Source organism: Lachnoanaerobaculum sp. MSX33, assembly GCF_000512995.1.
Lineage (GTDB): Bacteria > Bacillota > Clostridia > Lachnospirales > Lachnospiraceae > Lachnoanaerobaculum.
Genome location: NZ_AZXX01000044.1, coordinates 45,885 through 69,766 on the forward strand (window position 1 = coordinate 45,885; position 23,882 = coordinate 69,766).

General features: G+C 36.7%; 21 protein-coding genes. All 21 read right to left on the minus strand.

The annotated features are described in order from the left end of the window. Nucleotides 1–19: 19 nt before the first annotated feature. The 21 genes from HMPREF1495_RS04450 to rpsU all read right to left on the minus strand — a co-directional run bounded on the left by HMPREF1495_RS04450 (nucleotide 20) and on the right by rpsU (nucleotide 23,781). Nucleotides 20–1,003, minus strand: coding sequence for a D-alanyl-D-alanine carboxypeptidase family protein (locus tag HMPREF1495_RS04450; RefSeq protein ID WP_034212406.1), 984 nt, complete (start codon nucleotides 1,001–1,003; stop codon nucleotides 20–22). 4 nt (nucleotides 1,004–1,007) lie between these two features. After that, nucleotides 1,008–1,403, minus strand: coding sequence for a methylglyoxal synthase (locus HMPREF1495_RS04455; protein ID WP_007591595.1), 396 nt, complete (start codon nucleotides 1,401–1,403; stop codon nucleotides 1,008–1,010). A gap of 15 nt (nucleotides 1,404–1,418) precedes the next feature. Beyond that, nucleotides 1,419–2,540, minus strand: coding sequence for an FtsW/RodA/SpoVE family cell cycle protein (locus HMPREF1495_RS04460; RefSeq protein ID WP_034212408.1), 1,122 nt, complete (start codon nucleotides 2,538–2,540; stop codon nucleotides 1,419–1,421). Between the two features lie 78 nt (nucleotides 2,541–2,618). Next, nucleotides 2,619–5,492 (minus strand): penicillin-binding transpeptidase domain-containing protein, encoded by a 2,874-nt coding sequence (locus HMPREF1495_RS04465; protein WP_034212410.1) that lies wholly within the window; start codon nucleotides 5,490–5,492, stop codon nucleotides 2,619–2,621. Then, entirely contained in the window at nucleotides 5,492–6,001 is a 510-nt protein-coding gene (mreD, locus tag HMPREF1495_RS04470; protein ID WP_009662672.1) for a rod shape-determining protein MreD, read from the minus strand. Before mreD ends, HMPREF1495_RS04465 begins: the two co-directional genes overlap by 1 nt. Continuing rightward, nucleotides 6,002–6,832, minus strand: a complete 831-nt coding sequence (gene mreC / locus HMPREF1495_RS04475; RefSeq protein WP_009662605.1) for a rod shape-determining protein MreC — start codon at nucleotides 6,830–6,832, stop codon at nucleotides 6,002–6,004. Then, nucleotides 6,832–7,521: a RadC family protein gene (radC, locus tag HMPREF1495_RS04480; protein WP_034212413.1), complete on the minus strand. Its 690-nt coding sequence runs from the start codon at nucleotides 7,519–7,521 to the stop codon at nucleotides 6,832–6,834. Before radC ends, mreC begins: the two co-directional genes overlap by 1 nt. A gap of 85 nt (nucleotides 7,522–7,606) precedes the next feature. Next, a complete protein-coding gene (locus HMPREF1495_RS04485; protein ID WP_034212415.1) occupies nucleotides 7,607–8,884 on the minus strand; it encodes a methionine gamma-lyase family protein in 1,278 nt (425 codons plus the stop codon). After that, nucleotides 8,877–9,827 carry a tRNA (adenosine(37)-N6)-dimethylallyltransferase MiaA gene (miaA, locus tag HMPREF1495_RS04490; protein ID WP_034212417.1) on the minus strand — a complete coding sequence of 317 codons (951 nt, stop codon included), beginning with the start codon at nucleotides 9,825–9,827 and terminating at the stop codon, nucleotides 8,877–8,879. The genes HMPREF1495_RS04485 and miaA overlap by 8 nt, the downstream gene beginning before the upstream one ends. Next, complete coding sequence (mutL, locus tag HMPREF1495_RS04495; RefSeq protein WP_034212419.1) at nucleotides 9,824–11,803, minus strand: DNA mismatch repair endonuclease MutL; 1,980 nt, start codon at nucleotides 11,801–11,803, stop codon at nucleotides 9,824–9,826. Before mutL ends, miaA begins: the two co-directional genes overlap by 4 nt. A gap of 4 nt (nucleotides 11,804–11,807) precedes the next feature. After that, a complete protein-coding gene (gene mutS / locus HMPREF1495_RS04500; RefSeq protein ID WP_034212421.1) occupies nucleotides 11,808–14,456 on the minus strand; it encodes a DNA mismatch repair protein MutS in 2,649 nt (882 codons plus the stop codon). After that, on the minus strand, nucleotides 14,457–15,884 hold the full coding sequence (gene miaB, locus HMPREF1495_RS04505; protein WP_034212423.1) for a tRNA (N6-isopentenyl adenosine(37)-C2)-methylthiotransferase MiaB: 1,428 nt from the start codon (nucleotides 15,882–15,884) through the stop codon (nucleotides 14,457–14,459). A 10-nt stretch (nucleotides 15,885–15,894) separates the two neighbouring features. After that, nucleotides 15,895–16,479 (minus strand): 5-formyltetrahydrofolate cyclo-ligase, encoded by a 585-nt coding sequence (locus HMPREF1495_RS04510; RefSeq protein ID WP_242832849.1) that lies wholly within the window; start codon nucleotides 16,477–16,479, stop codon nucleotides 15,895–15,897. Next, on the minus strand, nucleotides 16,451–16,669 hold the full coding sequence (locus HMPREF1495_RS04515; RefSeq protein ID WP_034212427.1) for a DUF896 domain-containing protein: 219 nt from the start codon (nucleotides 16,667–16,669) through the stop codon (nucleotides 16,451–16,453). The genes HMPREF1495_RS04510 and HMPREF1495_RS04515 overlap by 29 nt, the downstream gene beginning before the upstream one ends. A gap of 10 nt (nucleotides 16,670–16,679) precedes the next feature. Next, nucleotides 16,680–17,513, minus strand: a complete 834-nt coding sequence (gene proB / locus HMPREF1495_RS04520; RefSeq protein ID WP_034212429.1) for a glutamate 5-kinase — start codon at nucleotides 17,511–17,513, stop codon at nucleotides 16,680–16,682. Between the two features lies 1 nt (nucleotide 17,514). Then, nucleotides 17,515–19,131 carry an NAD(P)/FAD-dependent oxidoreductase gene (locus tag HMPREF1495_RS04525; RefSeq protein WP_034212431.1) on the minus strand — a complete coding sequence of 539 codons (1,617 nt, stop codon included), beginning with the start codon at nucleotides 19,129–19,131 and terminating at the stop codon, nucleotides 17,515–17,517. 10 nt (nucleotides 19,132–19,141) lie between these two features. Beyond that, complete coding sequence (locus tag HMPREF1495_RS04530; RefSeq protein ID WP_034212433.1) at nucleotides 19,142–20,356, minus strand: NAD(P)/FAD-dependent oxidoreductase; 1,215 nt, start codon at nucleotides 20,354–20,356, stop codon at nucleotides 19,142–19,144. Continuing rightward, complete coding sequence (locus HMPREF1495_RS04535; RefSeq protein ID WP_034212435.1) at nucleotides 20,353–22,008, minus strand: putative polysaccharide biosynthesis protein; 1,656 nt, start codon at nucleotides 22,006–22,008, stop codon at nucleotides 20,353–20,355. Before HMPREF1495_RS04535 ends, HMPREF1495_RS04530 begins: the two co-directional genes overlap by 4 nt. Beyond that, nucleotides 22,008–22,502: an rRNA maturation RNase YbeY gene (ybeY, locus tag HMPREF1495_RS04540; RefSeq protein ID WP_034212437.1), complete on the minus strand. Its 495-nt coding sequence runs from the start codon at nucleotides 22,500–22,502 to the stop codon at nucleotides 22,008–22,010. Before ybeY ends, HMPREF1495_RS04535 begins: the two co-directional genes overlap by 1 nt. 38 nt (nucleotides 22,503–22,540) lie before the next feature. Further along, a complete protein-coding gene (locus HMPREF1495_RS04545; protein ID WP_034212439.1) occupies nucleotides 22,541–23,533 on the minus strand; it encodes a PhoH family protein in 993 nt (330 codons plus the stop codon). A gap of 71 nt (nucleotides 23,534–23,604) precedes the next feature. Next, complete coding sequence (gene rpsU, locus HMPREF1495_RS04550) at nucleotides 23,605–23,781, minus strand: 30S ribosomal protein S21 (RefSeq protein WP_005539624.1); 177 nt, start codon at nucleotides 23,779–23,781, stop codon at nucleotides 23,605–23,607. Nucleotides 23,782–23,882 lie beyond the last annotated feature (101 nt).

Consider the following 23,882-nt stretch of genomic DNA (forward strand, 5'->3'; position numbering starts at 1 on the left):
TAATAGGAATAGTGCAATGCTATTTATTGATTTTTGAAAGAAGTTTAGACATATTGTCGTACAAGTCCGCTCTGTTCTTAGACTTCAATACAACAGAAATATATCTTTTTCCCTCAGCATTCTCACTGCAAATCACAAGACAACTACCTGCCGCCAGGGTGGTTCCGGTTTTTCCGGCATCAACCACTATACCTCTCGGTGCGGCCGCTTGACCTGTTATATATCTGTTTCCGTTTTTCCAACTTTTTGTAACCTGACTTCCGTCAGCTGCCGTATATGATACATTATAAAACGGAGCTCCCGCGTAATTCATAAATCTGCTGTCTTTCATAGCTTCATTAAATATTAAATAAAGATCATATGCCGTTGTATAATGATTGCTGTCGGAAAGACCGCTGGGATTAACGAAATTGGTATCCACAGCTCCAATTCTCTTTGCCTCATCATTCATCATCTTTACAAAATTATCTACACTGCCTCCGATATGTACTGCGATGGCATTTGCCGCATCATTTCCCGAAGGCAACATAAGTCCGTATAGAAGTTGATCAAGTGTCAACTTATCTCCGGGTTTGATTCCTGCCAGACTTGCTCCCGCCTCGGTTATAACAATGTCTTCGGTCACAGTTACCTCATCTGAAAGATTTCCATATTTGAGTGCCAACAATGCGGTCATAACTTTGGTTGTACTTGCAGGATACATCTGCTTTGTAGCGTCTTTCGATGCCAAAAGACTTCCATCACCCCCTGCCAATATGACACTTTCCGAAGAAATATCATCTACGTCAACATTGTCCTCAACAGGCAATGCAAGATTTGCCGCAAGCGGTGAAATTTTTGTGTCAATATCAAGACTTGAAAGCCTTCCGGAGAAGTCGTACTCGGTCATCATAAACTGAGAATAGTATACTCCTCCAAGAAAAAGTGCTGTCAGAATAATAACGGGAATAATTAAGTATATTTTATTTACCGGCTTTTTCCCTCTTTTAGTATAATCCGCCATCAGACTATCTATATGCCTCTCTAAACTCAAAGTCACCTCTGTCAAGTGCCATTATAAGAAGCTCTGCTGTAGCAAGATTTGTTGCCAAAGGTATATTATGTGTATCACAAAGTCTCATAACCTTATCGGCATCCGGTTCATGGCTCTTCTTTGTGAGGGGATCTCTTAAGAAGATTACCAGATCTATATCATTATTTTCTATCTGAGCACCAAGCTGCTGTTCGCCTCCAAGATGCCCTGCCAAATATCTATGTATATTAAGATTGGTAACTTCTTCCACCAATCTTCCTGTGGTTCCTGTCGCTGATAAATTATGTTTTGATAAAATACCTCTATATGCAATACAAAAATTCTGCATGAGCTTCTTCTTAGCATCATGTGCGATCAAACCTATATTCATCTTTACCTCCAAATATTAGTTCTTACCCTGTCTTACAGCCACACTTGCAACCAGTCCTACACCTAAAAATAAGCTTAAAAGCGAGCTCACTCCATAACTTATAAATGGAAGTGGCAATCCGGTATTAGGAAAAAGTCCTGTTGCAACCGATATATTTGTGAAGCTCTGAAATCCGACCAATGCGGCAAAACCTACACAAACCAACTTACCTTCTAAATCTTTTGCTTTAGAAGCAAGGTGAAAACATTCAACAACTATAAGCGCAAAAAGCGCTATTACCACCATACTGCCTACAAATCCCAGTTCCTCTCCAATAACCGCAAATATAAAATCCGTCTGCTCCTGGGATAAAAAGTTTCCGTTCTTAACCGAAGCAAAAGTGTTATTATTCAGTCCCTTACCCATCAACTGACCTGATGAAATAGCCATAATCGAGTTGTCCTGCTGTACATTTATGTCTGCATACTTATCCGGATATATCCATCCAAGTATTCTATTTGCTTGATATCCCCTTAAGAAGGGAACTGTGTTACTTCGTAATAATAATATAAATATTACTGCTGATGGTATTAAAAATGCAAGACTGCCAAGTACCCATTTGTAGCTGATCCCTGAGATAAACAACATACTTATTATCATAATAAATACTACAATTGTAGTTGATAAATCAGGCTCTTTCAGTATTAAAATACAGGGTATAGCAGCAACTACGGCAAATACAAGTAAAAATGAAATTCTGTCGATATCCTCCTGATGTTTACCTAAAAAAGCTGCAATAAATAAAATCATACCTATTTTGACTATCTCAGAAGGCTGTAACTGTCCAATAACCGGTACTTTAATCCATCTCACCGCTCCTGCACCCTCAGGCTCATAACCGAAAAGTAACACTGCAAGCAGCAAGATAATACATATTCCATACACTATCCACATCAGTTCCATCAATTTTCTGTAGTGTATAAGTGATATCAATACCACAAGTACAAGTCCGAGGACCACGCCAAATATCTGCTTGGCCACCATTCCTTTGTCTCCGCCTGTGGCACTGGAAATAACCAATACACCTATAGTATTTAAAACTATAATATAAACCAACAGTCTGAACGGATAATATCTAAGCTTAAAACCGTCTAACATTCTCTACTCTCCAAATTCTACACGAATTTAGCAAAAAAATCCAGTGTTTTTTGAAAATTAACATATTTTCCTCTAAAATCAGTCGCCAATTCTTACATCACTTACATCAAGTGCACTATTATTCAATATATAATCCAAACTAATTTGATTATAATAATACTTATAAATATTCTTACCGATAACTGCCGCATTTGTAGAGGAATATCCGTAAGGGATATTTACCGTAACAGCTATCTCAGGACTTTCATAAGGTGCAAAAGAGATAAAGAAGGCATGATTTCCTCTCGTCTTTGACTCCTGTGCAGTACCTGTTTTTCCCGCAATATTAATATTAAGATCGGTAAATACTTTCCTTGCTGAACCTTCTTTTATAACTCTGTACATACCCTCTCGAACATTATTCCATGTATCCTGACTGATATCCACATGAGAATTTGAAACAGGGGTATAATCCTGTACAACATTTCCGTATTGATCACAAACCTTATCCAAAAGACTCAGTTCAAAAACAGTTCCCTGATTTGCAATAGTCGCTACATATCTTGCAAGCTGAATATTTGCAAATGAGTGATTACCCTGACCGATAGATGACTGTTCAGGGTTGATATCTGAAATCTGTGGTTCATTTTCCACTATTTCAACTCCCGATTTATGATCGAGTCCGAACATTGTGGCATATTTTTTAAGTCTCTCTATACCAAGTTCTGATGAATACTCACCGTTACCGTCTGTTGAAAGCCTGTGTCCGGTCTCGGCAAAATATACATTACATGAATCCTGTATAGCTTTTACTACAGAATCGGGGCCGTGACTTCCCGGATAAATCCAACATTTTATAGCAGGATTTATAGTATCGTAAATACCTGTACACACTACCGTGTCCGTTGCATTTATAACATGCTCTTCAAGACCCGCAATTGCTGTAATAGGCTTGAAAGTTGAACCCGGCGCCTTCTTGGTTTGAGTCACATTATTATATAGCGGCAAACTTTCGTCATCCAGTAATTTGTTAAAGTATGCAACATCCATAGAGTTTGCCAATCTGTTATTGTCATAACCCGGATACGATACCAATGCTCTTACTTCACCCGTATTTACATCTGTAACCACCGCTCCGGCAGAACAAGGATCCAGCGCAAGCTGTGCCGGCGTTATCTCTATCCTTGAAATCTTATCAATAAAGAAAGGAAAAGCAAAGCCTTCATTTCCTGCAGCCAATTGAGCATATGCGGCTTCATCCATATTGAGTATTCCCTGATCGAAAAGTGCCAGACAAAGTTCTCTTCCTGTGACCACATTGTTTCTAATCAAATATTTATAAACAAGCTTATCAAAATCAGCATCATCCTTAAGCATATTTTGAATATCCTCTACAAGCTTGCTGTATATATCTTCAGCACTTGAATAATTACTGTCGTTAAAGAATATCGTAGTATCAATATAACCGCTTGATATTCCTATAAACAAATAATCTCTAAGCGAAGTGGTCTCATTCTTCCATGCCTGATAAACCTCGGATTTTGTATCTATATTATCCTTCTTTATTATACCCTTCTTTGTAAGTGCGGAATGTATATAGTTTAAATATGCCTTTGTATCTTCAGGCAATCCACCCATTACCGTAGGGGCACTTGAAGTCAACTCGTTATTTATTGATACTAAAATATTTTCCTTTTGTGCTGTAAGCTTTGCATTCAAGCTTTGCTCCGTTGCGGATGCATCTGCTTTTGCAAAGTGAGTCGTATCAAGTACATTGTTACCTATAAGCTGATAATAAGCATCTTTTACAGGTATAAGTCTATGTGTTGAATCTGTTGAATCCGTATTCGGATTGTCCTCGTTTACAATCTTGCTTGCCAAAACACCTGCCAGCTGCTGCTCAACCAGGCGATAGGTAGCTATTTGCAAATTCTTATCAATAGTAAGATATACATCATTTCCGGCACTTGATTCAACTTCGCTTATGGTCTCTATAATTCTTCCCACATTGTCAACTATCATAGTCTTTGAGCCCTTTGTACCCTGCAATGTGGTCTCCATGCTCTCTTCTATACCGATTCTTCCTACAATATCGTTTAATGTATAATCAGGTCTTTCCTTTAAAAGTTCATCAAGCTTTTCATCCGGAACTTTTCCGGTATATCCGATTATATCTGAAAAATAAACCGCATCATTGTAGACTCTTAGGGTGTCATTTTCTACATCAACACCTATCAAGGATGCTGTATTTTCCATAATGTCAATCTTTGCTTCCTCAGATATATTTGTAGATATAATAGTAGGCTCATACCTTCTGTAAAGTTTTTTGCCCATCTCATATCTTATATTTATCAAATCGATTTTGTCCTGACCGGACAGATTGTAGATATTACCTTCACTGTCAGTCATTTTATCAAGTCCGTAGGTTTTAAGCTTTTTATCAACCATCTCCTGCGCACTGATATTTGAAGGATACTTTCCGGCCTTATCATCAAGTTCATCCAATGATTTCAAGCCGTACATATCTGCAATAAATCTCATTCTGGCTGTGTCAGATTTTGTGGTATAGTAGAAATCACCGTTTTCATCTACCGCTACCAGAAAATCTCCTTCGATATTCTCGTTATGTTTTCTTAAAATCTGCACCAGCCTGTAGTACATATTATTTTTATCATTTACTTTTTTATAGTATCCGCCATCTGTGATAGTTACCGTATATGACAACTTATTATAGGCCAAGAGATTGCCGTTTCTGTCATATATATTTCCTCTTGCACCTGTAGTGGCTACAGTTTTCTTTATTTTTTGAACATACTTATCCTGTGCCTCTTTTCCGTTTACCATTTGCATGGTGAAAAGTTTAGATCCAAGGATAAATACCATGAAGGCGTATATTACACTAAGTATAAATAGTCTGGAGGATTTTATCTTTTCAAAAAAGTCCCCTAAAAAATCTTTAAAATCCCTTATCACTAATTAATTCCTCTACTGTCCAATATCCTGAGTTTTTTATTGTACCAAAGTAAAAACCTGTATAATAACAATGTAAATATAAGCGTTATTATTACCTCGGGTATTACAATATTTTTCAAATAGTATAAAACCTCAAATTTATCCCTTATCAAGAATCTGAAAACATAAATAAACACATTGTACATAATTTCGCTTATCGTACACACTATGAAGGGTAAAACTATATATTCATCATAAAAGAAGACTGAAAGCCTACCGTTAATATACCCTATCCATATAAATAATAAAGTAAAAAATCCGAAAGGACCTGCAAAGTACAAGTCCATCAAAACTCCGCATAACACACCGTAGAGCATTCCTTCTTCCACACCGAGACTGAATCCATAAGTGAATGTAAGTATTATAAGTAAGTTCGGCGAGGCATATAAAAACGGTATGAACGGGAAAATGCATATCTGAAGTGCAAATGCAAATATAATAAAAGCTATATTCACTATTATTCTTCTCATTTAATCACTCACTTCCTTCTTTTTGGTTATTACAAGAACTTCAGATATAGTATCAAAATTCACTATCGGTATTATATATCCGCTCTTTGTAAGCCTTGAAGAATCTTCCTTTAAATCTCTGGCATAGCCGATTAAAATATTCGGCAAATACTTGGTTGATACATTTGATGTAACTATCATATCACCTTCGGAGATATCCGCATCCGACTTGACGTCTTTTAAAATCAATCTTCCGTCATTATAAAGCTCAAGATTTCCGTCAACTCTGCAAAGTGAACCTGTTCTTAGAGACATTGCACTTACTCTTGATATATCATCTATAATTGAACGTACATTTGCATAATTTTTCCCTACATCGGTCACTATTCCTATCAGTCCGCCATAGCCTATAACATTCATGTCTACCGCTATTCCGTCATCACTGCCTTTGTCGATAGTAAAAGTAGAAAACCACTTTGTACTGTCCTTTGCCACTACTCTGGCTCCGACCTTCTCATAGTCCGAATAACTTTCATCAAGCTTATACAGTTCTCTGAGTCTTGCAAGTTCTCCGTTATCCGCCATCAACTTTGTATTTTCCTCTGTAAGCTCATCAATTCTTTTATTGAGCAAGGTATTTTCATTGATTGCGTCATGTAACTTTCTTTGTTCTTCTATATTGTCATATATCGCCCTACCTGCAGTATTTACGCCGGATTGAACCGGTAATAATACAATTCCTACAGCCTGTCTTAAAGGCGAAATAATAGAATCATTGAATGAAGTTATTCCTATAAGAATGATACTAATTATACTTAAAATTATCAGTACAAGTCGGTTTCTAGAATCCATTAAATAATCCCCTGTTCCTTAAAGCTGTAATAGCAGTTATCGCCTATAACTATATGGTCTATAAGTTCTATCCCTATACTATCCAACGCTTTATTAATATCCTTTGTTATATCTATGTCCGCCTTACTCGGCGACGGGTCACCACTTGGATGATTATGCAGTAAAATAACATTTACCGCCAAATGCTTTAAGCTTTCTATCAAAATCTCTCTGACCGAAACCAACGAAGCATTCACTGTGCCCACAGAAATCACCATATCTGAAATCGGCCTCTGTCTTGTGTCAAGGAAGATTATTCTAAGTTCCTCAACTTCCAAGTGTCTGATACTCTCCTTATAATAATTTGCAACCACATCAGGAGAAGAAAAAGAAATACTTTTTCTTGTGTTTTTTCTTTCCCACGCTCTTTTACAAAACTCTCCAAGTGCAAGTATCTGTACAGCCTTCACCTTGCCTACGCCCTTGATAGCCATCAATTTATCAATATTATGGTGAAAAATACTATGTATTCCAAATCCTTCACCATTACCCTCAAGAATATTATATGCAAGATTTACTACATTGACATCCTTTGTACCGCTTCTAAGAAGTACAGCCAAAAGTTCCACATCTGTAAGCGATTCCACTCCATACTCCAGCGCTCTGTCATATGGTCTTTGTTCAAGTGGTAATTCCTTTATTTTTCCCATAAATCCCCTTCCGCTCTCCAAGCATGAAAGGTAATTTTATTTTATCACAAAATATAAAAGTAATTAATTAATATTTTGTAAAGTTCTAAAGCAGTCCTGCATCATATATCTTCTGCAAAGACAGCATTATTCCAAGTTTTGCATGATACCATGTAAGTCCGCCTTGGAAAAATACCGAATATGGCTCCTTCATAGGTCCGTCTGCACTAAGTTCTATAGAAGAACCGCCTACAAAAGCACCTGCCGCCATTATTACATCACTGTCATAACCGGGCATTGCCCATGGTTCAGGTTTCACATAAGAATCCACCGGTGCCGCCGCCTGTATACCCTCACAAAAAGCACACAAAGCTTTCGGATCTCTTAAAGTGATCTCCTGAATAATATCAAATCTTGGCTCGGTAGCATTCGGATGGCAATCAAATCCTAAGCTCTCATAAAGATTTGCCGCAAATATAGCACCCTTTAACGCTCCTGCAACTACTGTAGGAGAAAGGAAAAATCCTTGAAACATACTTGTATTCATTCCAAGACTTGCTCCTATTTCTTTTCCAAGTCCCGGTGCCGAAAGTCTGAATGAAGCATTGTCCACACATTCCTTAGTTCCGACAATGTAGCCGCCTATAGGAGCCAGTCCGCCTCCCGGGTTTTTTATAAGAGAACCTACTATCATATCAGCACCTACTTCAATAGGCTCTATTCTCTCTACAAACTCACCATAGCAGTTATCCACCATACATATAATCTTAGGATCTATTGATTTTACAAACTTTATAAGCTCACCTATCTGCTCCACAGATAATGTTTTTCTTGTGGCATAGCCCTTTGATCTTTGTATTGTAACAAGTTTGGTTTTTTCATTTATAGCTTTTCTTATTCCTTCAAAGTCAAATGATCCGTCACTAAGCAGATCCACCTGTGAATAGGTAACACCGTATTCTTTTAGCGATCCTCTTGAATCTCTTATACCGATAACCTCTTCCAAAGTGTCATAAGGCTTTCCTACAGGTGATAAAAGTTCATCACCCGGTCTTAAGTTTCCTGAAAGCGCTACATGAAGTGCATGTGTTCCACTTACCAACTGTGGTCTGACCAAAGCGGCCTCAGCCCTAAACGCTGTCGCATATACATCTTCCAAGACATCTCTTCCCAAATCATTGTATCCATATCCGGTAGTAGCCGCAAAATGTATATCACTTACCTTATGCTTTTGCATTGCAGCAAGCACTTTCATCTGATTAAACTCGGCATTCTTATCTATCTCTAAAAATCTTTCTTCTAAAGATGCCAATACTTTTTCAGACAAGTCTATAACTTTTTTTGAAATACCGAATTCCGCATAAATATTATTTAAATCACTCATTATCTATTCTTTCCGTATTAATTTTCTCAATCATATAATCAACTATTTTGTCATTGCTCTCAAATAAGAAAGGATCCACATAGATCACATCCTTTTCTCTCTTAAACCAAGTCACCTGCCTTTTTGCCATATGCCTTGTATTTTGCTTAATATTCTCTATAGCAGTCTCAAGAGTGGTATCACCTTCCAGATACTCAAGTATTTCCTTATATCCAATGCCCTGCATGGAAATATTAGCCTTTGAGAGGCCTCTTTCTTTTAATGATTTTACCTCATCCACAAGACCTTTTCCCACCATTATATCTACTCTTTGATTAATTCTTTCATATAGAATATCTCTTGGCGGATTCAGCACAAAAAATCTGTAATCATATGGAGAAGACTTTTTTCTTTGTGCTTCATTATGTAAAGAAATAGGTGTATTATTTATCATAAAATACTCTATTGCACGAATTATTCTCTTTTTATTGTTCTTATGTATACTATCCGCAGAAACCATGTCAATTTTTTTTAGTTTCTCATACATAAAGTCCGCACCATAAGTATCATACTCTTCTTCAAGAGTTTTTCTTATAGAGCTGTTATCATCCTCATTATCGAAATCAATATCATAAATAATAGATTGTATATAGAAACCTGTTCCTCCAACCAATATAGGTATATGTCCGTTCTTTACTATTTCCTCTATAGAACATTTTACCATGTTTTGAAACTTTACGATATTGAAATCTTCCTTCGGATCCAGTACATCTATTAAATGATGTTTTACCCCCTGCATCTCTTCTACTGATATTTTTGCAGTTCCCACATCCATATATTTATATACTTGCATGGAGTCCGCACTTATTATCTCTCCCCCAAGTCTTTTGGCCAAATCAATGGATACTGAGGTTTTACCCGATGCGGTAGGTCCTGCAAGAATGATCAATTTATTCTTTGTCATACTATCCTTTTAAACTTCTTTTCAATTTCCTGCTTGCTCATTTTTATTATAGTCGGTCTTCCATGTGGACAATTGTATGGATTATCCAGTGACAGCAACTCATCAAAAAGGTCATTTGCCTCCATCAGGGAAATTCTCATATTTCCTTTTATAGCCGCCTTGCAAGCCATAGATGCCGTCTTTGCCAAAATAAGCTCTGATGGAGATATAATATCATAATTTGTGCTGTCTGCAAGCATTTCATTAAAAAGCTCCGCCTTCGGTATTGAAGGAAAAATATTTGGAATCGAATTTATCTTATATTCTTTTCCTCCAAACTCCTCTATATCAAATCCTGCAGCCTTAAACTCGTCCATATGCTTATTTAAAACATCCTGCTCCAAATCAGTCAAAGTAACTATAATAGGAGGATTTATCATCTGTGCAGAGATCTTATTATCCCTACTTTCTTTTAAAAGTCTCTCATACATTACCTTTTCATGTGCCGCATGTTGGTCTATTATATACATCTCATTTTCCAGCTGTACTATCCAGTAAGTATCAAAAACTTGTCCTATTACCTTTATATACTTTTTTGCTTCCGTATCAAAAAATGATAGCTGTGAAGCAGACGGTCTTGCACTTAAAGTATCTGCCTCGCTATTTGCGTGGACAGTATTTAGATTATCTGAAATATTTTCTTCGGCACTGTTTTCAACTGTTTGAATAACTGATGATGAATCTTTTGACACATCCCTTGCCCCGACGGCATACTCAAAATCTCTATAATATCCTGAAGCATTATCAGAAGAATTATTTGAAACATCATCCTTTAAAAGTGTGTAGTCATTTTGCGGATTATAGTTTGTCTCCTTAGGTATAGTCCAATGTATCTCATCACTTTTAGCGGATTTATTAAAGTCAATATCTCTTCTTCTGTTTTCAAAAGGCTCAGGTGTATTAATAAACACCTTCTTTTCATTGGCAGTGTCTTTACCCACAGGTACCTCTCTGATACTGCTCTGTAATTTAAAAATCTCCTCCACAGCCTCTTTTGTACAGTTGTAGATATGATTTCCGTCAGAGAATCTCACTTCCATTTTTCTTGGATGAACATTTACATCCACACCTTCCAAATAAAAGCTGAGAGCACAAAAAGGATACTGATGTTGCATAAGTCTGTCGCCGAAACCGTCTTCAATAGCCTTTGATATAATATTGTCCTTTATATATCTTCCGTTTACAAAAATATTTTCAAGGCTTCTGGAACTTCTTGTAACTTCAGGTCTTGCAATAACACCTTTTATTTTTACTCCATCTTTTTCGTAATCAACCGCGCATAAGGCCTTGGAAATCTCCTTTCCATAGAGCTGATATATAATATCCTTCAGATTTCCGTTTCCATTTGTCTGTAGCTTCACCTGATTATTTGATATAAACTTAAAGGCAATGTCTGTATTTGACATAGCCATCTTCTCTACAAGCTCACTTATATGTGCCCCTTCTGTAGATGAGGTTTTCAAGAATTTTCTTCTGGCAGGAGTATTGTAAAAAATATCTCTGATAATTATACTGGTGCCATCCGGTGCTCCGATTTCCTCAAATTCAACCTCAACACCACCTTCCATATAGTAGCGAACACCTGTAAGTTCATCTCTTGTCTTTGTGATTATCTCACATCTTGAAACCGCAGCAATACTTGAAAGTGCTTCACCACGAAATCCCAGACTCTTTATAGAGATAAGATCTTTATCACTGACTATTTTTGAGGTGGCATGCCTTAAAAAGGCCGTTTTTACTTCTTTTGAATCAATTCCACAGCCATTATCCGTTATTCTTATCAGGTCAATTCCACCATTTTTTATTTCTACTGTAATGGAAGAACTTCCCGCATCTATTGAGTTTTCCAAAAGTTCCTTTACTATTGATGCAGGTCTCTCAACTACCTCACCTGCCGCAATCTTATCAATAGTCCCCTTATCCAGTATGTTAATCATATACTTATATCCTGTTCTTTATCTTATTCTGCAAAGCATACAATGTGTTCAAGGCATCCATAGGAGTCATTGAAGTAATATCAATTTCTGAAATTTCCTTAATAATCGTATCATTATTTATCGCATCAAATAGTGAAAGCTGGCCCGCCTCCACTTCACTCATCTTCTTTACAGGCTTTCTCTTTGAAACCGCCGGTGTGGCCTCTGCAATCTCTCTGGCTCTGGTCGCAATATCAGCACTTGAAAGCTCCTCTATAAGCTCCTTTGCCCTGTTTGTCACACTGTCAGGTACTCCTGCCAGTTTTGCCACCTGTATACCGTAGCTCTTATCCGCACCACCTGTAATTATCTTTCTAAGGAATACTATATTGTCACCGTTTTCCTTTACTGAAATACAGTAATTATTTACACCCGGAAGTGTACCCTCAAGCTCAGAAAGCTCATGATAATGTGTTGCAAAAAGAGTTTTTGCACCTATCAGCTTTATATTTGAAATATGCTCTACAACCGACCATGCAATAGCAAGACCGTCAAAAGTAGATGTACCTCTTCCTATCTCATCTAAAATAACCAAAGAGTTTCTGGTAGCATTTCTAAGAATATTTGCAACCTCAGTCATCTCCACCATGAAGGTTGACTGACCGCTTGCAAGATCATCCGAAGCACCCACTCTGGTAAAAATTCTGTCACAAACGCAAAGGTTTGCCTGTTTTGCAGGAACAAAGCTTCCAATCTGAGCCATCATACAAATAAGAGCTGTCTGTCTCATATAAGTTGACTTACCTGCCATATTCGGCCCGGTAATAATAGACATTCTTTTCTTATTTTGATCAAGATAGGTATCATTTGCAATAAACGAATCATCACTAAGCATTGTCTCAACTACAGGATGCCTGCCATCCTTTATGTCAATAATGCCTGTAGTATTTATTTCAGGTTTTACATAGTTATTGTTATAAGCAACTGTGGCCAATGAACATATGGCATCTATATAAGCAATCGCCTTGGCACTTGATTGTATTCTGTTTACATTCTTTGCAATCTCATCTCTGATTTCAACAAAGACTTCATACTCCAAGCTGTTTAGCTTATCCTCAGCCCCAAGTATTATATTTTCCAAATCTTTAAGCTTATCTGTGGTATATCTTTCAGCATTTGTAAGAGTCTGCTTTCGTATAAAATAATCCGGCACCATATCTTTGAACGAATTGGTTACCTCAAAATAATATCCGAATACCTTGTTAAACTTCACCTTCAAATTTTTTATCCCGGTTTTTTCTTTTTCTTCAGACTCCAAAGAAGCCAGCCAGTTCTTACCCTCGGTTTTTGCCTGCCTAAGCTTATCTATCTCACTGTTATATCCGGTATTTATAATATTGCCTTCTTTTAATGAAAGCGGACTGTCCTCATTTATAGCTCTGTCTATTATATCGATTATGTCCTCAAGCCTGTCGAGATTATTATTTGTCTTTTTAATCTCTTCAGACTCGAAAGTCTTTAAAACCTCTTTTATCGGACTAATCATCTTCATAGAAGCAGATAATGATAGAAGATCTCTGGTATTTGCATTCTTTGTTACAACTCTTGACATCAGTCTCTCCAGATCATAAATCGGATTTAAATATTCTCTAATCTCTTCCCTGTCAATATATCTGTCAAAGAGTTCCACCACGGCTTCCTGCCTGTTTATTATTCTTTCTTTATTTACAAGCGGCTGCTCCAAAAAACCTCTAAGCATTCTGGCACCCATAGCTGTATTTGTCTTATCAAGTACACCCAAAAGTGAGCCGTTTTTCTTTTTCTCTCTCATAGTTTCCACCAACTCAAGATTTCTTCTTGAGCTTGTATCCACTATCATATAGTCTCCGTTTTTATATGCACTTATTCCAACTATCTGTGCACAGGAGCTCTTTTGCATCTCATAGAGATATCTAAGCATTGCTCCTGATGAGATGGTCGCATCCAAAAACTCTGAAAGTCCCAATGCTTCAATACTTGAAACCGCAAAATGTCTCTTTAATATATCTATACTGTTTTTCTCACTGAAATATGTATTATCGAGAGATGTTATTGTAATATTATATTTTTTCTTTAGTTCCTCAAGTGAAATACCGCTGATTTCAAATGCATGATTGCATATAATTTCTGTGGGTTGATATTTTTGTATCTCATCAAAGAGTTCTCTTATAGAAACCAGCTCTGTAACAAAGAAATCACCGGTTGAAATATCACATATTGCAAGCCCGAATCTCTCATCAATATAGAAAATAGAAATAATATAATTATTTTTATCATCAGCTAATACTCCGGTACTTGTAATAGTACCCGGAGTAACAATTCTAACAACTTCTCTTTTTACAAGTCCCTTTGCAAGCTTAGGATCTTCCATCTGCTCCGCAATCGCAACCTTATGACCGTTTTGTACAAGTCTGTTTATATAAGTTTCAGCAGCATGATATGGTACACCACACATAGGTGCTCTCTCTTCAAGCCCACAATCCTTACCTGTAAGGGTAAGCTCTAATTCTCTTGCCACCTCTGTAGCATCCTCAAAAAACATTTCATAAAAATCGCCCAGACGATAAAAAAGTATACAATCCGGATACTCTTTCTTAGTCTCCAGATATTTTGACATCATAGGAGATAGTGCCATTTATGCCTCACTTGTCTTTATATGTCCCATATAGTAAAAGCCTTTTGCTTCATCTAAAATAACATCCACTATTTCACCTATCAGTCTTTCCTGACCTTTGAAATGTACCGTTAAGTTATTCTCAAGCTTTCCGCTAAGATAACCATCCAGATGATCATTCTTGCCCTCTACCAAAACAGGCATACATTTTCCTTCATTCTTCTTTGTATTTTCCGCCGCAATATCCTGTACGGTTTTTAAAAGTCTGTCAAATCTGTCCTTAATAACCTTAGGATCTATCTGATCCTCCATCTTTGCGGCAGGTGTTCCTGAACGTTTTGAATAAATAAATGTAAATGCAGAGTCATATCTAACCTCTTTTACAACATCTAAAGTATCTAAAAAATCTCTTTCCGTTTCTCCCGGGAATCCCACTATAATATCTGTTGTAAGTGAAATATCCGGAATAGCAGCCTTTATTCTTCTTACCAAGTCAAGATAACCCTCTTTAGTATAGACTCTGTTCATTTTTTTAAGAATATCTGAGCTTCCCGACTGCAACGGCAAATGTAAATGCTTGCATATCTTTTTATTCTTTTTCATTACCTCTATAACTTCATCCGAAAGGTCCTTTGGATGAGGTGTCATAAATCTTAGTCGCTCCAAACCGTCTATCTGAGCAATCCTGTCTAAGAGAGTTGCAAAGCTTATCTCTTCTTCCAGTCCTCTGCCATATGAGTTTACATTTTGACCAAGCAGCATAATTTCTTTTACGCCGTCAGCTACCAGACCCTTAATCTCATCTATTATTTCCTCAGGCTTTCTTGATCTTTCTCTACCTCTTACATATGGCACTATACAATAACTGCAAAAGTTATTACAACCGAATGTGATATTTACACCTGATTTAAAGGCAAACTCTCTCTTATTCGGAAGTTTCTCAACAATCATCTCGGCACTTTCCATAACATTTACAACCTGCTTTTTGGTTGTAAGATGCTCAAAAAGTATCTCTGCAAGTTTATATATATTGTGGGTTCCAAAAACAAGATCCACATATCTGTAAGATTTTTTGATCTTTTCAACCTCTTCCGCTTCCTGCATCATACATCCGCAGATACCTATTATCATATCCAGATTTTTTTCCTTACTTTTTTTGAGCTGACCCACTCTACCATAGAGTCTGTCATTTGCATTCTCTCTTACAGTGCAGGTATTAAAAAGTACAAGGTCTGCATCCTCCTCATTCTCAGCTTCCATATACCCGATTCCAGTAAGTATTCCTGAAAGCTTCTCGGAATCTCTCGCATTCATTTGACAACCGAAAGTCACCACCTTATAAGTCGGATATACTCCCCTTTCAATTGCCTTTGCATGTATTATATCATTGACCTCAGACATGAAATATTCCTGTCTTAACGGTTCTTCATTAGGTATTAAATTCTCCATAATCCTCTTTCTAATATTTTGCTATAAAAATATGGTCCATTGCAATATCATACTCATTCACATCAAAATCAATATCTACTTGAAAATCATATGCGAGCCCATACAAAGTATTCTCTCTATGCTTTCCAAAATATCTGTCATAAAATCCACCGCCAAATCCCAGTCTTTTCTTATTCTTATCAAGTCCTATAAGCGGTACAAAAACATGCGCATCTTTTGCAATGATTTCTTCACTGTTAATCTCCGGCTCCATAATGCCAAACTTTGACTTTTCAAGATTTTTAATTGAGTTTACCTTAAAAAATCTCATTTCCTTACCGCATACTCTTGGCAATCCCAATGTAATATCAATATCAAACTCATCCTTATAATATCCGGCAAGTATCTTTTCATATAAAGGTCTTAGATCTATCTCATTTCCAAGCGGCATAAATCCAAGAATTAACATACTTTTATTTTTCTTTATCAAAGCATCTATTTTTCTTATTATACTCTCACTTGCAGATAAAACCTCATCTCTTGACAGTGAATTTCTCTTTTCCAATAAGCATTTTCTAAGCTCTGCCTTATCCATTCTTCTTTCCAAACTTCTCACCAAGGTCTGTTATACTGCCGTCGGCCTCTTTTATGGAAATATTATTAAGATTTGCTCTTAAACTTTCCCTTATTGATTCAATATATTCTTTTCTAAGTGCCGCCTGCTCTATCTTTTCTTCCTCTGTAAGTCCTACGCTCTTTTGCTTATGAGCTAATTCATTAATTCTATCAATCTTTGTATTATCCATTTTTCACCTACTATTCCAAACAATTTAACCAGTCAAAATCCTTATTGCTCTTGGCCGGGAAATATGTTCCTATTTCTTCACCATTTGCAATATTTTCTATTATACTCATATCCTCTGCACTTGCAATTACCATATCGCAGCCTGAATTGGTTGCTATCTGTGCTGCCAAAAGCTTTGTATACATTCCACCTGTGCCAAGTCCCGACTTAGATGTTGATTTACCCATATCCATATATTTATCAACATCTTCTACAAAGTTTATAAACTCTGCATTCTTATTTGTATTCGGATCGTCAGTATAAAGTCCGTCAATATCCGACAGAAGTATAAGAAGGTCCGCCTCAACAAGCGCACTTACAAGAGCAGACAATCTGTCATTATCACCAAACTGAATCTCGTATGTAGATATGGTATCATTTTCATTTACTATAGGCACTGCACCATATGCCAAAAGCTGTGTAAAAGTTGCCTTGGCATTATCGCGATAAGTATCCTCCGTTATTGTTGATTTTGTCATCAAAATCTGTGCTATTCTAAGATTATATTCAGAAAAAAGCTTTCTGTACTCCATAATAAGTCTGGCCTGTCCTACCGCCGCAAGAGCCTGCTTTTGTGAAAGTGTGGAAGGCTTTTCATTTATACCGAGAGAATGTCTTCCTGTTGCAATGGCACCTGATGAAACCAATACAACTTCCTTTCCTGCTCCTCTAAGATCTGCTATCTGTCTTATCAGTTTTTCTATTTTTGAAAGATGAAGCTCACCTGTTTCAGAGTGAGTGATACTTGAAGAACCGATTTTTATTACAATTCTTTTTGCATCTCTTACCTTTTGTCTTATATCCATACTACTCCTTATACTTTTCAATAATTCTTTCTGCAACCTTTAATCCGTCCATGGCAGCACTCATTATGCCGCCCGCATATCCGGCACCCTCACCACATGGGTATATTCCGGAAATATTTGCTTGTAAAGACTCGTCTCTGCTTATTCTTACAGGTGATGATGTCCTTGACTCTATAGCTGCTACATAGGCATCTTCATTTATAAATCCCTTTATCTTACGATTAAAGTCTGAAAATGCCTCTTTCATGCTCTCATATATCTCTTTTGGGAAGAGCTTATCCACTCTGGCAATAGTAGTACTTCCTTTTATCTTCAGATTTGTATTGTCAAACCCGGTACTTTCTCTTCCTTCAAGGAAATCAACCAATCTTTGTACAGGTACCCTTCCATTGCCCATGTGAAAGGTCTCTTCTTCGAGTCTTCTTTGAAACTCTACACCTTTTAGCGGATCTTTAGGATCGGAGTATTTATCAAAATCTTCTTCAGATACACTTACAATAATAGCGGAATTTGCCTCACCCGAATCTCTCTTATGATAGCTCATACCGTTTATGGCAATTCTTCCGTCTTCCGTAGAAGCATTTACTATAAATCCGCCCGGACACATACAAAATGAATACACACCCCTGTCAAAGCTTGACTTAAATGTAAGTTTATACGGTGCAGGCGATAAAAACTTTGCTTCTTTATCTCCAAACTGTGAAACATCTATCAAATGTTGTGAATGAGAAACTCTTATACCAAGTGCAAAGGACTTCGGTTCCATATAAACGCCCATTTCCTTTAAAGCTTTAAAGGTATCTCTGGCACTATGTCCAAGTGCGAGTATTATATTTTCACATTCTATTATTTCATGTTTGCAGTCTCTTTTGTTTACTACTTCTATCTTCTTTTTATTGTCTTTTATATTTTCTATATTTATAAGCTTGGTATCAAATCTTACCTCACCGCCAAGCTCCTTTATTTCTTCTCTTATCTTTCTTACTATTCCTGTTAAAAGATCTGTACCTATATGCGGCTTATTATCATACAAAATTTCCTTTGGTGCTCCGTATTCCACCAAAGTACTTAGCACAAATTTGTTTCTTCCGAAAGTATCTTTTACCAAGGTATTTAACTTTCCGTCTGAGAATGTACCTGCACCTCCCTCTCCAAAAGAAACATTGGACTCTGTGTCAAGCTTTCCTTCGCTCCAGAATTTATTTACACTCAAGGCTCTGTCTTCAACACAGCCACCTCGCTCTATTACTATAGGCTTTAAGCCATACCTTGCAAGTAAAAGTGCTGCAAATATACCCGCAGGACCAAATCCAACCACCACAGGTCTTTTATTCTCTTCCGAAATTTCATGCTTTTCAACATCTTCATAAGCATAAACGACCGGCTTTGCAATGCTCAAAGCTTTATTTTTCTTTAAATATTTAGCCTCATTTAAAAGGCTGACATCTATGGAATAAGAATATGAGATCTCAGGCTTTTTTCTGGCATCTATTGATCTTTTCCTTATTTCATATTCTTCTATCTCATCTATATTACAACCGATAGTCTTGGCAAGTTTTTTCTTTAAATCATTTTCATCATGATGTACATTCAGCTGTAAAGAATTTATATGTAACATTTTATCTTCCTTATCTTCCGGCACCGGCTATATATCCGGATGTCCATGCCCACTGCAAATTGTAGCCTCCGCAAATCCCGTCAACATCAAGTATTTCACCTGCAAAGTACATGCTCTTAATATCCCTATACATCAGATTATCATCAACATCATCCAAGGCAATACCACCTGTACAAACTTGAGCCTTGTCAAAATCTCCGGTACCTTTAACATTAAATTTCATCTCTTTACAAATAGAAATTAGTCTATCAAAACTCTTATTATCACATTTTTTTATTTTTAGGTCAGCCCTGATATCTGCCAAACCAAGTATTCCAAGCCAAAGCTTGGAGTTTATGAGTCCGTTTCCGATGTCCTCCATTGTAATAAATGAAGGTATTTTCCTTCTCTCATTTAATATATTCTCTATACTTCCAAGATGTGAAAACATATCAAGTGAAACTTTAACACTTTCTTTTTTATCAAGAGCAATACTTACATATCTGCTTACTTGAAATGTAGGTATCCCCGATATACCTGTATCACTAAACTGCAATTCTCCAAAGTCACTTGCAAGTTCCTTATCCTTAACAGCTACCGATATTTTACCCTTCGCCCTGACACCTGATGTCATTTTAAAGAAGTTTTTATTATATAAGCTGATACCGCATAGTGCAGGCAAAACAGGCCTATATTTTATATCAAGCTTTTTTAAAACAGGAAAAAAAGATCCGTCACTTCCAAGTTTTGGTGCTGCTTTTAAACCTGTAGCTATAATAATCTTATCAAAATAAAGCTTTGATTTGCTTTTATTATTTGCATTGCAGATACAAAGCGTAAATACATCACCATTCTTATATATCTCTGTTACATAGGTATTTAAAAGTATATTCACATCATATCTTTCAAGCTCCATTAAAAGTGCATTTCTGATAGAAGCCGCCTGCTCCGAGTTTGGATAAGTATATCCGTCTCTTATATACTCTATTACCCCTAGACTGTTAAAAAACTTTATAGTATCAAATTGGTTAAATCTTTCTATAAACTTTATTGCTCTTTCATTATAGTGATAATTTGAAGGCTCTAATTTTGTATTTGTAAAATTACATTTTCCATTTCCGGTAGAAAATATCTTCTTTAGAAGCTTGTCATTGTGCTCAATGACAGTAACTTCATCCTTTCCCTTACACGCAAATAGAGCAGACATAATACCTGCTGCTCCACCGCCTACAATCCCAACTTTCATTTCAAAAGCCTGACTTTCTGTAAAATATTTACTAATTTTCTGCCCTTTGGCATCTGCAATATCTCATTCTTTGATATAGTTCTTGTACCGATCAAAAGTATTGCATAGACAGGTGCTCCAACCATAATAGGTATTAATGTAAGCATAACCCTGCTGCTGCTGAATCTTAGAATAAAAGTATATACTATATAAACAACTATTCCCATAAGACCTGCACAAATAAAAGGCATAAGATAAGTCTTTATAAGTTCCTGTTTATAGGATAGATTTCTTCTTATACTTCCGGCATTCAAAATACACATCGAAAGAGCAAATACCATATTTCCGAATACCAATCCGATTACATTTGATTTAAATGTAAATAACAGTATATACAGTATAATAAAATGTATTATCAGTGATATAAAAGCATTTTTAACCGGCTTATTTATAAGGCTGGTTCCCTGAAGTACCGCATTTGTAACTGTAGAAACGGAGTACAATACAACAACTCCCGATCCGAGAATCATCAAGTATGCAGCCAACATGGCATCTTCCGCAGAATTAAAAAGTATTCCCATTACAGGCATTGAAATAACCGCAAGCCCTATTGCACATGGAAAACTTACAATAGTGGCAAATCTGATAACCATTGATATCTTTGAGTTTACATCACTTCTCTCACCTTTACTAAAACTTCTTGAAATAGTCGGTATAAGGGATGAAGACATAGCATTTGCTATAGCAACCGGAACATTTACAAGTACAAGATATCCACCTGTGTATATTCCGTAAAGTCTTGATGTCTCTTCTTCAAGTCCCAAAGCTTTCATGCTCTGTCCGAACACCATTCCGTCAAGCACAGAGTTTATATTATAAATAGCTGTAGATGCTATTACAGGTATTACTGTAAGTATCAACACTCTTGTAATTGTAGAAAAACTTTCTTTTCTTAGAGTTTTATCATTTAAGATATTCTTTCTTCTGACATTCGCAGTCACAAAAAAGAATGCAAGCATTACAAGCAATGCTATAACGGTACCTGCACCGGTACCTATTGTACCTCCGGCCGCACCGTAAGCCGCCTTTACATCCTCACCCTTTGCCTGTTTTAATGCAGCCTCACACAAATAATAAGCCGCACCCACTGATACAGCAGCATTTACTATCTGCTCAAAGATTTGAGAAAGAGCGGTAGGTACCATTGTGGAATGACCTTGGAAATATCCTCGAAGCACTCCCAGATATGCCATAATCCATATGGTAGGAGCCAGGCTTTGTAGAGCATACTTTGCCAAAGGCATCTGATACAGATTACTTGCAAAAAAGTTTGCTCCGAAAAAAACTATAACAAAACCAAGGCCTCCCACTATCGTTGCATATATAAGGGCAGCCCTGAGTATTTTATTTGCATTTTTGTATTCATTCTTTGCAATTCTTGAAGAAACCATCTTACTTACCGCAAGCGGCAATGAATATGAAGAAAGTAAAAGAATGATAGCATACAAATTATATGCGGTGGAATAATATCCCATACCCTTACTTCCTATTATTCTAAGAAGCGGTACTCTGTAGGCAAGTCCTATAAGTCTGACCAAAATTCCCGCAACCGCCAATATGGCTCCCTGCACCAAAAAATTATTAGATTCTTTCTTTGTTGTTTTTACCGGCATTATCTGCTAATCCCCTCAAGCTCTAAAATTTTTCTTTGTTTTTCTTCCATAACAATTCTTTCATCATCTTCCATATGGTCATATCCCATCAGATGAAGCATGGAATGTACCACCAAAAAGGCCAACTCTCTGGTTTTGCTGTGCCCATATTCCTTAGCCTGCTCCAGTATATGCTCTGTAGAAAGTATAATATCTCCAAGAAGCAATTCTCCGGTTTCCGGATTGAATGCATCTATATTATCTTCAATATCATCAAAATTTCCGGGGGTGGAAAACTCATTAAAAGGAAATGAAAGCACATCTGTAGACCTGTCAATGCCTCTGTACTCATTATTTATCCTTTTTATTTCCTCATCATCCACAATTGTCACCGAAACTTCCGCCTCATAAGGACAATCTTCAAAATCAAGTGATGCAACTACCATTTTATTGATTATCTCTTCATATGGTATTTCAAGATTCGTTTTAGACTCATAGCTTATTTCTATAGTCATACTCCCTCGCCGTTATAAAATCTGCCAAAAGGCTATATTTATTTTCTAAATCTCTTTTTATCATCCTTTGATATATTTTTCTTTTCATATATATCATAGGCTTCCACAATTTTTTGAACCAAAGGATGTCGTACCACATCCTTATTGGTAAGCATACATATACCTATATCATCTATATTTTTTAAAATCTTAAGTGCACTGTCAAGACCCGAAGTCTGTCCCTGAGGAAGGTCCTTCTGACTTTGGTCTCCGGTCACTATCACCTTTGAACCGAAACCGATTCTTGTTAAAAACATCTTCATCTGTGCAGGTGTGGTGTTTTGCGCCTCATCAAGAATTATGAATGCATTATCAAGAGTTCTACCTCTCATATATGCAAGAGGAGCAACTTCGATCAATCCCTTTTCCTGATTATGTAGGAAACTGTCGGCACCCATTATCTGATACAGCGCATCATATAGAGGTCTTAAATAAGGGTCTATTTTACTTTGCAAGTCTCCCGGCAAAAATCCGAGTTTTTCTCCGGCTTCTATTGCAGGCCTGGTAAGGATAATTCTGTTTACACTTCCCTCTTTAAAAGCCTGTATCGCCATTGCCATAGCAAGATAAGTTTTTCCCGTTCCCGCAGGGCCTACACCGAAAACAATCATCTTTTCTCTGATAAGATCTACATACTGTTTTTGACCCAGAGTCTTCGGCTTTATCGGCTTGCCTAAGATAGTTCTTGCTATCACATCCTGATCTATTTCAAGAATCTTGTCATCTTCAAGTGTAAATGACAATGAAAGGGCATAATCTATATTTTGCTCGGTGATTTGATTCCCTCTTTTAGAAAGTTCTATAAGATTGTTGAAAACAGATTTCGCCTTGTCTACATAAGGCTTAGGTCCTATTATCTTTATACTGCCGTCTCTGGCAATCATACTAACCTTCAGGGTTCTCTCTATTTTCTTCAAATATATATCAAATTCACCACAGACATTCCTTTCATGCTCCATAGGTATATCTATAATATTTTCAATTATACTCAAATTGTTCTCCTTAAAAGTTTTCTTTAAAAAGAAAACCCCGGTCAAATGACCGAGGTTGTGAAAACACGCAATTAATTAAACTTACGCTTTCTAGCTGCTTCAGACTTTTTCTTACGTCTTACGCTTGGCTTCTCGTAATGCTCTCTCTTACGAATTTCTTGTTGAATGCCTGCCTTAGCACAATTTCTTTTGAATCTTCTAAGTGCACTGTCAAGACTCTCGTTTTCTTTCACAATCACGTTTGACATCTAAGATCTAACCTCCCTCCGGTTGTGAAATTCAAAATCTATATCATTATACCATAAAGTACAGATTCGTCAATATGTATTTCAAATAAATTACAAGCTTT